This window comes from Pseudomonas sp. R4-84 (genome assembly GCF_054130985.1).
Genome location: NZ_CP096390.1, coordinates 736,051 through 749,146, shown reverse-complemented (window position 1 = coordinate 749,146; position 13,096 = coordinate 736,051). Strand labels below are relative to the sequence as shown.

General features: G+C 62.2%; 12 protein-coding genes. 6 read left to right on the top strand and 6 right to left on the bottom strand.

The genetic code is table 11. The annotated features are described in order from the left end of the window. The first annotated feature begins 20 nt into the window (after positions 1-20). Positions 21-1,544 (top strand): apolipoprotein N-acyltransferase, encoded by a 1,524-nt coding sequence (lnt, locus tag M1D68_RS03460; RefSeq protein ID WP_457969287.1) that lies wholly within the window; start codon positions 21-23, stop codon positions 1,542-1,544. Positions 1,545-1,610: 66 nt separating this feature from the next. Here the strand turns inward: lnt and M1D68_RS03455 are convergent, their stop codons facing one another. Further along, complete coding sequence (locus M1D68_RS03455) at positions 1,611-2,372, bottom strand: YdcF family protein (RefSeq protein WP_457969285.1); 762 nt, start codon at positions 2,370-2,372, stop codon at positions 1,611-1,613. A gap of 103 nt (positions 2,373-2,475) precedes the next feature. Continuing rightward, positions 2,476-2,796: a hypothetical protein gene (locus M1D68_RS03450; RefSeq protein ID WP_420767324.1), complete on the bottom strand. Its 321-nt coding sequence runs from the start codon at positions 2,794-2,796 to the stop codon at positions 2,476-2,478. A 304-nt stretch (positions 2,797-3,100) separates the two neighbouring features. Between M1D68_RS03450 and leuS the strand changes: the two genes are divergently transcribed. The 5 genes from leuS to M1D68_RS03425 all read left to right on the top strand — a co-directional run bounded on the left by leuS (position 3,101) and on the right by M1D68_RS03425 (position 9,220). Further along, complete coding sequence (gene leuS, locus M1D68_RS03445) at positions 3,101-5,707, top strand: leucine--tRNA ligase (RefSeq protein ID WP_434701242.1); 2,607 nt, start codon at positions 3,101-3,103, stop codon at positions 5,705-5,707. Between the two features lie 90 nt (positions 5,708-5,797). Continuing rightward, entirely contained in the window at positions 5,798-6,403 is a 606-nt protein-coding gene (locus tag M1D68_RS03440; RefSeq protein ID WP_420767326.1) for an LPS-assembly lipoprotein LptE, read from the top strand. Positions 6,404-6,455: 52 nt separating this feature from the next. After that, a complete protein-coding gene (holA, locus tag M1D68_RS03435) occupies positions 6,456-7,493 on the top strand; it encodes a DNA polymerase III subunit delta (protein ID WP_420767327.1) in 1,038 nt (345 codons plus the stop codon). 167 nt (positions 7,494-7,660) lie between these two features. Further along, positions 7,661-7,825 (top strand): alternative ribosome rescue factor ArfA, encoded by a 165-nt coding sequence (gene arfA / locus M1D68_RS03430; protein ID WP_030140368.1) that lies wholly within the window; start codon positions 7,661-7,663, stop codon positions 7,823-7,825. Between the two features lie 72 nt (positions 7,826-7,897). After that, entirely contained in the window at positions 7,898-9,220 is a 1,323-nt protein-coding gene (locus tag M1D68_RS03425; RefSeq protein WP_420767328.1) for a lytic murein transglycosylase, read from the top strand. A 112-nt stretch (positions 9,221-9,332) separates the two neighbouring features. Here the strand turns inward: M1D68_RS03425 and M1D68_RS03420 are convergent, their stop codons facing one another. The 4 genes from M1D68_RS03420 to M1D68_RS03405 form a co-directional block, all read right to left on the bottom strand. Continuing rightward, positions 9,333-10,271 carry a S66 peptidase family protein gene (locus M1D68_RS03420; protein ID WP_457969282.1) on the bottom strand — a complete coding sequence of 313 codons (939 nt, stop codon included), beginning with the start codon at positions 10,269-10,271 and terminating at the stop codon, positions 9,333-9,335. A gap of 805 nt (positions 10,272-11,076) precedes the next feature. Then, on the bottom strand, positions 11,077-12,099 hold the full coding sequence (gene lipA / locus M1D68_RS03415) for a lipoyl synthase (RefSeq protein ID WP_014340371.1): 1,023 nt from the start codon (positions 12,097-12,099) through the stop codon (positions 11,077-11,079). Position 12,100: 1 nt separating this feature from the next. Continuing rightward, positions 12,101-12,748, bottom strand: a complete 648-nt coding sequence (gene lipB, locus M1D68_RS03410; RefSeq protein ID WP_434562132.1) for a lipoyl(octanoyl) transferase LipB — start codon at positions 12,746-12,748, stop codon at positions 12,101-12,103. After that, positions 12,748-13,023 carry a DUF493 domain-containing protein gene (locus M1D68_RS03405; protein WP_420767331.1) on the bottom strand — a complete coding sequence of 92 codons (276 nt, stop codon included), beginning with the start codon at positions 13,021-13,023 and terminating at the stop codon, positions 12,748-12,750. The genes lipB and M1D68_RS03405 overlap by 1 nt, the downstream gene beginning before the upstream one ends. Positions 13,024-13,096 lie beyond the last annotated feature (73 nt).

Genomic DNA, 13,096 nt, shown 5'->3' with positions numbered 1-13,096 from the left:
AAGAGCCGCTAAGGAAACACATGCGCTGGATAAACCGCCCCGGCTGGCCCGGTAACCTGCTGGCCGTGGCGGCCGGTGCGATCACCACCCTGGCCCTGGCGCCGTTCGATATCTGGCCGCTGGCATTGCTGGCGGTCGGGCTGTTCTATGCTGGCCTGCGCGAGCTCTCGCCGCGCCAGGCCCTGGGGCGCGGCTGGTGTTTCGGTTTCGGCCTGTTTGGCGCCGGCACCAGTTGGATCTACGTCAGCATCCATAACTTCGGTGGCGCCTCGGTGCTGCTGGCCGGGCTTTTGATGCTGCTGTTCATTGCCGCGATCGCTTGGTTCTTCGCCCTGCCCGCCTGGCTCTGGGCGCGCTGGCTGCGGCGCAACGAGGCACCGTTGGCCGATGCCCTGGCCTTCGCCGCGCTCTGGCTGGGCCAGGAAGCCTTTCGGGGCTGGTTCCTGACCGGATTCCCCTGGCTTTACTCCGGCTACAGTCAACTGGACGGCCCACTGGCCGGCCTTGCACCGCTGGGTGGCATGTGGCTGATCTCTTTCACCCTGGCCCTGACCGCCGCGCTGTTGTACAACGCGCCCCGATTGCTGCGTTCCGGGCGCAAAGGCTTCGTCGTCGCGGGTGTGGCCTTGCTGATCGGCCCCTGGGCGGCCGGCTTTGCGCTCAAGGGGCATGCCTGGACCAGCCCCTCGGGCGAGCCGCTGAGTGTCGCGGCCATCCAGGGCAACATCGAACAAAGCATGAAGTGGGACCCCGAGCAGCTCAACGCGCAACTGGCGCTGTACCGTGACATGAGCTTCACGTCCAAGCGCGTCGACCTGCTGGTCTGGCCGGAAACGGCCGTGCCGGTACTCAAGGAGTCCGCCCAGGGCTACCTGGACATGATGGGCAGTTTCGCCGCCGAGCGGCAATCGGCACTGATCACCGGCGTACCGATCCGCCAGGAAGTACGTCATGAGAAGCGCTATTTCAACGGCATCACCGTGACCGGCGAAGGCGACGGCACTTACCTGAAGCAGAAACTGGTGCCCTTCGGCGAGTACGTGCCATTGCAGGATATCCTGCGCGGCCTGATCGCGTTTTTCGACCTGCCAATGTCGGATTTCGCCCGCGGCCCGGCTGATCAGCCATTGCTGCAGGCCAAGGGTTACCAGATCGCGCCATTCATTTGCTACGAAGTGGTCTACCCGGAATTCGCTGCCAGCCTTTCAGCGCGAAGCGATCTGTTGCTGACGATCAGCAACGACACTTGGTTCGGTACGTCGATCGGCCCGTTGCAACACTTGCAAATGGCCCAGATGCGCGCGCTGGAGGCCGGGCGCTGGATGATTCGCGCCACCAACAATGGCGTGACCGGCCTGATCAACCCCTTCGGCCAGATCACCGCCCAGATCCCGCAGTTCCAACGCGGCATCCTCTACGGTGAAGTGGTGCCGATGCACGACCTGACGCCGTACCTTCAATGGCGCTCGTGGCCGCTGATCATTTTGTGTGTATTGCTTTTGGGTTGGGCGCTGGTGGCGGGGCGGATGGCCAAGACGGTTTAACTCGCTCCCCCATCCCTGTGGCGAGGGAGCTTGCTCCCTCGCCACAATAGCGTTCACTTCAATTATTCAGCGATAAAACAACCAATACCCCACCAACCCCACCGCCTCGTTCATCAACTGCCCCGATTGCCACACCGATTTGAATTCCGGCATCCAGCCACCCAACGGCCGGGCGTTATCCTGACCCAGGAAACCGACAGGCGCAGGCACCACTTCAAATCCAGAACGTTCAAAACTCCAGACCGCCCGTGGCATGTGCCAGGCCTGGGTCACCACCACCACGCGCTTCGCCCCTTCGGGCAGCAGGATCTGCGCGCTCATCTGGGCGTTCTCCCACGTGGTGCGGCTGTGGCCCTCCTGCCAGCGCACGTCGACGCCGAAATCCTCACGCATCGAGTCAGCCATCAGCTTGGCCTCGCTGGGCGGGGTGCCGTAATGCAAGCCGCCGGTTGTCAACACGGGCAAGCCCGAAGCCTTGGCCAACCGCGCCGCATAACGCTGGCGCTCCAGGCCCACCCCGGTGGGCTGGTCGGTGCCCCAGGCCAGGTCACCGCGCTCGCGCCCCGAGCCCAGCACCACAATGGCGTCGGCGCGCTGGGCCAGGGTCGCCCATTCACTGCGCAGCAGCGACGGTTCGCGCTCCAATGCCTTCGCGCTCCACTGCACCACTATCGGCAGGCTCATCAGCCAGAAACCACCCAGCCCCAGGATAAAACACACGCGGGCCAGGCGCGGCCGGGAATCACGCCACCACCAGGCAAGCGCCAGCAAAAGCAAAAGAATGCCAGGCGGCAATAGAAGCTGTTTGATGAAATAGCGAAACGGCATCGGGCATCTCCATAGATGCCCGAAGCCTAGGTGGGTTGACGCAAAGCGACAACAGATTCCAAGAACCTCGAATCAAAAAAAGCGACACGCGTGAATCCGGCCTTTACTTGAACTGCAGGGACCGGACCTTTACAGCATCCTTGTCGGGCGTCCGATCCTTGAGCCAGACAACCTTGGCCGATCGGGGCGCTTCGAGACGCTTGTTTGCCTGGGCCCCATTTGCTGAGGCCTGGTGCCCGGCCTGTTCAAGGTAAGCCTTGACCAGCTCGAACTCTGCGGGGCTCAGGCCTCGCAGTTCCAGCTCTGCCGGGCGTTCATCACGCAAGCGACCGGCGGTTCTTGCGGCGTCCAAGGCCATCCCCAGGCGATCGATCAGTTTTTCATACAACTCAGGTGTAGCGACTTTTCGTTGTGATTCAACCATCCCTCACCTCATTGAAGATAAGACTCACTCCCCATTCAGAAGCTTAGCTTCGCTGGGCAAACCGGCTGGACGCCGCGACCAACGGCCCAGAACCCCGGTCGTCGCCAATGGTCGGCAAAAGGTTCGGCAATGGTTGAGCAGCAATCAGGGTTTCCCTCGGCGGAGCGCGGTCATGTATGCTACGGCGCTTCCTGTAACTCCACTTCCAGCTTGGCTGGGCATCGAAAACGCCGCATTCGGCGTCATCTGCGTCCAGCATGGCAATGAAGAGGATTGGGCCACCCCATTCAGTACAAAAGTAGCCATGCACGAACACTACCAGCCCCGTGAAATCGAAGCCGCCGCCCAGTCGTTCTGGGACGAGCAAAAGTCCTTTGAAGTCAGTGAACAGCCAGGCAAGGAGACGTACTACTGCCTGTCGATGTTCCCTTACCCCAGCGGCAAGCTACACATGGGGCACGTGCGCAACTACACCATCGGCGACGTGATCTCCCGCTACCAGCGCATGCAAGGCAAGAACGTCCTGCAACCCATGGGTTGGGACGCCTTCGGCATGCCGGCGGAAAACGCCGCGATGAAGAACAACGTCGCCCCCGCCAAGTGGACCTACGAAAACATCGCGTACATGAAGACCCAGCTGCGCAGCCTGGGCCTGGCGGTGGACTGGTCCCGCGAAGTGACCACCTGCAAGCCCGACTACTATCGCTGGGAACAATGGCTGTTCACCCGCCTGTTCGAGAAAGGCGTGATCTACCGCAAGAACGGCACCGTGAACTGGGACCCGGTGGACCAGACCGTACTGGCCAACGAGCAAGTGATCGACGGTCGCGGCTGGCGCTCCGGCGCGCTGATCGAAAAGCGCGAGATCCCGATGTACTACTTCAAGATCACCGCCTACGCGGATGAACTCCTGGAGAGCCTCGACGAGCTGACCGGCTGGCCCGAGCAGGTCAAGACCATGCAGCGCAACTGGATCGGCAAGTCCCGGGGCATGGAAGTGCAGTTCCCCTACGACGTCGCCTCCATTGGCGAAGCCGGCACCCTGAAGGTCTTCACCACCCGTCCGGACACCCTGATGGGCGCCACTTACGTGGCCGTGGCCGCCGAGCATCCGCTGGCGACTCTGGCAGCGCAGAACAACCCCGAGCTGCAGGCGTTCATCGCCGAATGCAAAGGCGGCAGCGTCGCCGAAGCCGACGTCGCCACCCAAGAGAAGAAAGGCCTGCCGACTTCGTTGTTCGTCGAGCACCCGCTCACCGGCGAGAAACTGCCGGTGTGGGTCGCCAACTACGTGCTGATGCACTACGGCGACGGCGCGGTCATGGCGGTGCCCGCCCACGACGAGCGTGATTTCGAGTTCGCCCACAAATACAACCTGCCGGTCAAGCCAGTCGTGCGCACCAGCGCCGGCGACCAGACACCAGCGCCTTGGCAGGACGCCTACGGCGAACACGGCGAGCTGATCAATTCCGGTGAGTTCGACGGCCTGGATTTCGCTGGCGCCTTCGATGCCATCGAAGTGGCCCTGATCAAGAAGAACCTCGGTGCCTCGCGCACCCAGTTCCGCCTGCGCGACTGGGGCATCAGCCGCCAGCGCTACTGGGGTTGCCCGATCCCGATCGTGCATTGCGACACCTGCGGTGACGTACCGGTGCCGGAAGATCAGCTGCCGGTGGTCCTGCCGGAAGACGTCGTACCCGACGGCGCCGGTTCGCCCCTGGCGCGCATGCCCGAGTTCTACGAGTGCAGCTGCCCGAAATGCGGCGCACCGGCCAAGCGTGAAACCGACACCATGGACACCTTCGTCGAGTCCTCGTGGTACTACGCCCGCTACGCCTCGCCGCACTTTGAAGGCGGCCTGGTGGAAAAATCCGCGGCTGACCACTGGTTGCCGGTGGATCAATACATCGGCGGCATCGAACACGCCATTCTTCACCTGCTTTACGCGCGCTTCTTCCACAAGCTGATGCGTGACGAAGGCCTGGTGAGCTCAAACGAGCCGTTCAAGAACCTGCTGACCCAGGGCATGGTGATCGCCGAGACGTACTATCGTCGCGAAGCCAACGGTGCCTACACGTGGTTCAACCCGAGCGACGTCGAACTCGAACGCGACAGCAAGGCCAAGGTCATCAGCGCCAAGCTGATCGCCGACGGCCTGCCGGTGGAAATCGGCGGCACCGAGAAAATGGCCAAGTCGAAGAACAACGGCGTCGACCCTCAGTCGATGATCGACCAGTTCGGCGCGGACACCTGCCGCCTGTTCATGATGTTCGCCTCGCCACCGGACATGAGCGCCGAATGGTCCGACTCCGGCGTCGAGGGCTCGCACCGCTTCCTCAAGCGCGTCTGGCGCCTGGCCCAGGCCCACGTCACCCAGGGCCTGCCGGGCAAACTGGACGTCGCCAGCCTGAACGATGACCAGAAAGCCGTCCGTCGTTCGATCCACCTGGCGATCAAGCAGGCCAGCCACGACGTCGGCCAGAACCACAAATTCAACACCGCCATCGCCCAGGTGATGACGCTGATGAACGTACTGGAAAAAGCCGCCCAAGGCACCGAGCAGGATCGCGCACTGATTCACGAAGGCCTGGAAGCAGTGACGCTGCTGCTGGCGCCGATCACCCCGCACATCAGCCACGAGTTGTGGAATCGCCTGGGTCACGCTGACCCGGTGATCGACGCCCGCTGGCCGCTGGTGGACGAAAGTGCGCTGGTGCAGGACAGCCTGACCCTGGTCATCCAGGTCAACGGCAAGCTGCGGGGCCAGATCGAAATGCCGGCCGCCGCCACGCGCGAAGAAGTCGAAGCCGCCGCGCGGGCCAACGAAAACGTGCTGCGCTTCGTCGATGGCCTGACAATCCGCAAAGTGATCGTCGTGCCCGGCAAACTGGTCAACATCGTCGCAAGCTAATTGGATCGGGCGTCCGGGCCAAGGGCCCGGCGCCGAATTTGACCTGCGGGGCCGCACGCTCGGCCCATGGGTTTCAAGGGGAGCAACAAGATGATCAAACGTAATCTGCTGGTTATGGGCCTGGCGGTCCTGTTGAGCGCCTGCGGCTTCCAGCTGCGCGGCACCGGCACCACCGAACTGGCCATCACCGAACTGGACCTCAGCGCGCGCGACGCCTATGGCGATACCGTAAAAGCGTTGCGCGACACGCTGGAAGACAGCGGCGTGAAAGTCTACAGCGGTGCGCCGTACAAGCTGGTATTGACCCGCGAACAGCAAAGCCAGCGCAGCCTGAGCTATGCCGGCGCCGGTCGCTCGGCCGAATACGAGCTCAACAACGTGCTGAACTATGAAATCCGCGGGCAAAACAACCTGGTGCTGCTGGACGACAAGCTGCAAGTACAGAAGGTCTACCTGCATGACGGCAACAACATCACCGGCTCCGACCAGGAGTCCAGCGAAGTACGCGAAGAAATGCGTCGCGACCTGGTACAGCGGATGATGCTGCGCCTGCAACAACTGAGCCCGGCCCAGTTGGAGCAACTGCAACAAACCGCCGACGCCAAGGCCAAGGCCGAAGCCGAAGCGCTGGAAGCAGCACGCAAGGCGGAAGCGGAAACCCCGCAACAATCGCCTATGCAAATTCCTGCTCCATAAGCCTTGCGGGGCGCCTCGGCGCCCCGCTCGCCTTCTCTCCTGAACAGCGTTTATGAAACTGGCCCCCGCCCAACTCGGCAAACACCTGCAAGGCGCCCTCGCGCCGGTCTACATCATCAGCGGCGATGACCCGCTGCTGTGCCAGGAAGCCGCCGACGCCATCCGCTCCGCCGCTCGCCAACAAGGCTTCGACGAACGCCAGGTGTTCGCGGCCGACGCCAGTTTCGACTGGGGCACGCTGCTGCTGGCAGGGGCGAGCATGTCGCTGTTTGCCGAAAAACGCCTGCTGGAACTGCGCTTGCCCTCGGGCAAACCCGGTGACAAAGGCGCCGCCGCGCTGATCGAATATTGCTCGCGACCGGCCGAAGACACGGTGCTGCTCATCAGCCTGCCGAAACTCGATGGCAGCGCGCAGAAAACCAAATGGGGCAAGGCGCTGGTCGAAGGTCCACAGACCCAGTTCGTGCAGATCTGGCCGGTGGATGCCAGCCAGCTGCCGAACTGGATCCGCCAACGCCTGTCCCAGGCCGGTCTATCGGCCAGCCAGGACGCGGTTGAACTGATTGCCGCCCGGGTCGAAGGCAACCTGTTGGCCGCCGCCCAGGAAGTCGAAAAGCTCAAGCTGATGGCCGAGGGCGGCCAGATCACCGTGGAAACGGTGCAGGCCGCCGTGGCTGACAGCGCCCGCTTCGATGTCTTCGGGCTGACCGACGCAATCCTCAACGGCGAAGCCGCTCATGCCTTGCGCATGCTCGAAGGCCTGCGAGGCGAAGGCGTCGAACCTCCGGTGATCCTCTGGGCCCTGGCCCGGGAGCTGCGGCTGCTGGCCAACCTGTCGCTGCAATACAGCCAGGGGGTGCCCCTGGACAAGGCCTTCAGTCAGGCTCGCCCGCCAGTGTGGGACAAGCGCAAACCGCTGATGAGCAAGGCGCTGCAACGCTATTCCGCGTCACGCTGGGCCCAATTGCTGCTCGAGGCCCAGCGCATCGACGCGCAGATCAAGGGCCAGGCCGCCGGCTCGCCGTGGATGAGCCTCAGTCGGTTGTCGTTGTTGATGGCCGGACAACGACTCCCTTTACCCGCGGAATAAACCTCTTTTCCAAGCAACAGACTTTTTGTGTCAAGCATGATTTTCTGACGAGGGAGCCACAACCCCCTCGCCATCTTGAAATTTCCTACGCAATGCAGGGACTGGACAAAACCCCAGTCCTGTCCCATGATTTCCCCCCGCAAAACCACCCCACGAGAGATCCAATCATGAGCAAAAAGCCATCCAGGCATGGCCCCAACAAAGCCAAGTCCATCGTCGCCCAACCTCTGTTCCGCAGCCGCCAGGAACGACCCGCCAAGGGCAAAGGCAGCTACCGCCGCGAAGCCTTCCAGTCTGACAACTGGGAGGCTTCTTGCTTTCTGGCGGCATGAAACACCTGGACAAGCCCTACAGCCCTTTCGCATGTTAAGGTCAGCACCTGATTTGATTTTCTGGACCCCTGAATGCCCTTCTGTCTTCCCCGTGGTTGGCCTTTGCGCCAATTGATTGCCGCCACAAGCGTTGTCCTGCTGGTGGCCTGTGCAGAGAAACCCACCGCCGCCGACGCCCAACCGCTCCAGACCGCTCCCGTCGTGACAGCGCCGGCTATCGTGCCGCCTGTCGTGCCTACCGGGGACGACCTGGCCATCGTGCCCACCCAGACCTTTGCCGAATGGCAAGCCGGGTTCCGCAAGCAGGCATTGGCCGCCGGGATTCGAGCCGACCTGTTCGACCGCGCCTTCATCGGCGTCAGTCCGGACATGAGCGTGATCAAGGCCGATCGCAGCCAACCTGAATTCACCCGGCCGGTGTGGGAATACCTCGACGGAGCGTTGTCACCTCTGCGGGTACGCAAGGGCCAGGCGTTGGTCCAGCAGCACGCCGATATCCTGCAAAGCATCGAGCAACGCTATGGCGTCGATCGCGCGGCGTTGGTGGCGGTGTGGGGCATGGAGAGCAATTTCGGCCAGTTCCAGGGCACCAAGTCGGTCATCAACTCCTTGGCGACCCTGGCCTATGAAGGAAGACGCCCAGGTTTTGCCCACGCACAACTGATCGCCGCGCTGCAGATCCTGCAACAGGGCGATATCACGCCAGAAAAAATGCTCGGCTCCTGGGCCGGCGCCATGGGCCAGACCCAGTTCATTCCAACCACCTACAACACCCATGCGGTGGACTTCGACGGCGACGGCCGCCGGGACATCTGGGGCAGCTCTACCGACGCCCTGGCCTCGACCGCGCATTACTTGCAAAGCTCCGGATGGCAGCGCGGCCAGCCGTGGGGGTTCGAGGTGCGGCTGAAGGAAGGCTTCGACTATCCGCTGGCCGACGGCTTGATCCGCAAGCCCGTCGCCGAGTGGCTGCAACTGGGTGTAAGCCTGCCCAACGGCGCCCAGCCGCCGGCCGGCTCCGAACATTTGTCGGCAGCCCTGCTGTTGCCCGCGGGCTATCGCGGCCCGGCGTTCCTGGTGCTCGATAACTTCCGTGCAATTCTCAAATACAACAACTCGTCGTCCTATGCATTGGCGGTCAGCCTGCTGTCGGAGCGTTTCAGCGGCGCAGGGCTGATTGACGGCTCATGGCCAAAGGACGACTTGCCCCTGAGCCGCAGCGAACGCATCGAATTGCAGACCCTGCTGGGCAAACATAATTACGACGCTGGCAATCCCGACGGCATCATCGGCGCCAATACCCGCAAGGCGATCCGCAGCGCCCAGCAGTCGCTTGGCTGGCCGGCGGATGGGTATCCGACGCACAAATTGCTGGAGGCGTTGCGTAACCGTTAAAGCCGCTTATGGCGGAGTATCGCCATCGCGAGCAGGCTCGCTCCCACAAGGTCTTCGGAAAGCCTGTGGGAGCGATCCTGCTCGCGATGACTGATTTGCAAACGCTGAATAACTAGCGGCTGACCACCACATCCTGCCCCAACACCAGCCTCTTCTCCCCCGCATCCAGCGTCACCAACGCCCCCATGGGCAACGTCAGGTTCGGATCACAGTGCCCGCTGCGCCAACCCGACAACACCGGGATGCGCAACGGCGCGAAGGTCTGCTTGAACAAGCGATTCAACGCCTCGATGTCCACCCCCGCCACGTCTCCCAACAGCACTCCTCGCAATTTGGCCAGGGTTCCCGCCAATCGCAGCTGGGTGAGCAGGCGATCGATGCGGTAAAGCGGCTCGTTGACGTCCTCCACCAGCAGGATCACCCCTTCTGCGTCGATTTCGTAGGGCGTGCCCATGGTCGCGGCAATCATCGACAGATTGCCCCCCAGCAAGCGGCCGTGGGCGATGCCCGGTTCGACTGTGGTCAACGGATACGCTGCCGGGTGGCTCAACACGTCACCGGCCTTCAATTGCCCGCGTAGCAGGCTGAAGAATGAGGTAATGGTCGATGGCTCCTTGTCGCCCAGCAGGTCGGCATTGAGCAAGGGGCCGTGGAAGGTGACGAAGCCTGCGTAGCGGCTGATGGCCAGGTGCAGGGCTGTGATGTCGCTGTAGCCTACGAATGGCTTGGGGTTGCTTTTCAAGAGGTTGAAGTCGATGCGATCGAGTAGACGCGGGGTGCCGTAGCCGCCGCGCAGGCAGATGATGGCTTTGACTTCTGGATCGGCGAAGGCGGCGTGGAGGTCGTTGAGGCGTGTTTCGTCGCTGCCGGCGAGGTAGCCGTTCGTTTCGTAGACGCCTGGGAAGATGCGCAGTTCATGGCCCCTTGCGCGCATCCATTGGATTGCTTTCTCCGTGTCCAGGGGGGCGGGGCCGGCGGGGGCGATCACGCCGATCAAGCCTTCGGGTGGGAGGGCTGGGACGGGGTGATGTGGGGTTAGGGTGTGGACCATGGGTTTTCCGATTTTTAGATCGTGTGAATATCCGTTTCTGCGGTAACGGCGGCTTATGGTTCCGCTCTTACAGCGGGTCACTTTTGGAAAGAGCGCCAAAAGTAACCAAAAACGCTCCGCCCCACCACTCGGCACCTCGCCTAGGCTCGGCGTACCCTCACTCCGGCATTGCTCCGTGGGCCCGCCGCGAAGGGCCATCCATGGCCCAGCGCGGCTATCCCGGCATCCATGCCGGGATACCCACTGCGCAATGCCTGCGTTCGGCCAGCGTGGTTTAACGGGGCGCCAAGATCAAGATCAAGATCAAGATCAAGATCCAAAGCAAGAGCGACACAAAATTCATATGCGCCGCAAACTCCTGTGGGAGCGAGCTTGCTCGCGATGAGGCCGGCACATTCGGCATAACCGCAAACTGACACATCGCTATCGCAAGCAAGCCCCCCACAGAAGAAACGCGCTCACCAAAAAACAGGTCGGCCTAAAGGCCGCCTCGCTTTTGCTTTTGCTTTTGCTTTTGCTTTTGATCTGAAACGCCCCGTTAACCACGATGGCTGAACGAAGGTATTGCGCAGTGGGTAACCCGGCATGGATGCCGGGTTAGCCGCGCTGGGCCATGGATGGCCCTTCGCGGCGGCCCACGGAGCGATGCCTTCGTTCAGGCATGCCGAGCCTAGGCGAGGCACCGAGTGGTGGGGCAAAGCCTTTTTGGTTACTTTTTTGGCGTAAAAAGTAACCCGCCGTAAGGGCGGAACCATAAGCCGCCATCACACAATAACGGATCTACACACCACCCAAAGCTAAAAGATCAGGACCCCAGAAGCTCAGCCTTGACCAATTTGGCCTGCTCATCAGCATGATACGAAGAACGCACCAAAGGCCCCGAAGCCACATTCTTGAAGCCCATCTTGTACCCCTCCTCAGCAAACCAGGCAAAGGTATCCGGGTGCACAAAACGCTGCACCGGCAAGTGGCTGCGCGAAGGTTGCAGGTACTGCCCCAAGGTCAACATGTCGATGTCATGCTCACGCATGCGCTTCATGACTTCGATGACTTCCTCATCGGTCTCACCCAGGCCCAGCATCAAGCCGGACTTGGTCGGAATATGCGGCATCATTTGCTTGAAGCGTTGCAGCAGGGTCAACGACCACTGGTAATCCGAACCCGGACGCGCGGCCTTGTACAGGCGCGGCACGGTTTCCAGGTTGTGGTTGAACACATCCGGCGGCTCGGCGGCGGTGATTTCCAGGGCGATGTCCATGCGGCCGCGGTAGTCCGGCACCAGGGTTTCCAGTTGGACGTTCGGCGACAGCTTGCGGATTTCGCGGATGCAGTCGGCAAAGTGCTGGGCACCGCCGTCACGCAGGTCGTCGCGGTCCACCGAGGTGATGACCACGTACTTGAGCTTCAGGTCAGCGATGGCGATGGCCAGGCTTTCCGGCTCGTTGGTGTCCAATGGCTTCGGACGGCCGTGGCCGACGTCACAGAACGGGCAGCGACGGGTGCAGATGTCGCCCATGATCATGAACGTCGCGGTGCCGCCGGAGAAGCATTCGCCCAGGTTCGGGCAGGAGGCTTCTTCGCAGACGCTGTGCAGCTTGTGCTTGCGCAGCAGCGCCTTGATGCGGTCGACTTCCGGAGAGACCGGGATGCGCACGCGGATCCAGTCGGGCTTTTTCGGCAATTCGGTGGTCGGGATGATCTTGACCGGGATGCGTGCAACCTTCTCGGCGCCGCGCAGCTTGACGCCGGCCTCTACCTTGGCACGCGGGGCCGGACGCTCGGTGACGTCCAGCGTCGGGATCATGGTTTGCACTGCATCAGTAGTCATATCAGTCGATTCCGCCCGTGAGGGTCGTCTGCTCAGCATAGTCGAGGTGTTTGACGAGCTGCGCGCGCAGCCGGGCACTTACCTCGGCAAATTCAATCGATCCTGTGTGATCGCGCAGCTGGGTCATCGCCAGCCCTGCGTAGCCACAGGGATTAATCCGTCGAAACGGCTCAAGATTCATGTCCACGTTCAACGCCAGGCCGTGAAACGAACAGCCATGGCGGATCCGCAGCCCAAGAGAGGCGATCTTCGCCCCGTCGACGTACACGCCCGGCGCATCGGGCTTTGCCGCCGCGCTTACGCCGTAGCTGGCGAGCAAATCGATCAGGCACGTTTCCATGCGGGTGACCAGCTCGCGTACACCGAATCCCAGCTTGCGCACATCCAGCAACAGATAGGCGACCAGTTGGCCGGGCCCATGGTAAGTCACCTGCCCGCCCCGGTCGACCTTCACCACCGGGATGTCGCCTGGCAACAACAAGTGCTCGGCCTTGCCCGCCTGGCCCTGGGTGAACACCGGTGGGTGCTCGACCAGCCAGACTTCATCGTCGGCGGTGGTACCGCGTTCGTTCGTGAAGCGTTGCATGGCATGCCAGACCGGCTCGTAAGCCATCGTGCCCAGCTCGCGAAAGCCCAGCGTGCCCGGCATCACAACACCATGTGCACGAAACCGGTCGCTCGCAGCTCGCTGTTGATGTCGTAGAGCTGTTCCTGGCCGGTGGCAATGATATGCAGCTGGATTGTCGTGTACTTGCCGTTGGTACTCTGGCGCTCGGCCAGGGTCTTGAGGTCAACGGTGGCGTGCTTCTCAAGGATCGCGACGATCTTGTCCTTGAAGCCCACACCGGTGTCGCCGATTACTTTGATCGGGTAGTCCTCGCAAGGAAACTCGATCTTTGGCGCCTTTACTTCGGAGTCTGTCATGGCGTAACGGCCTCGCAAGCCGTGGTAACGAACATGGCCCCGTGCCGGAAAGGAACGGGGCCATGCAGGTCAA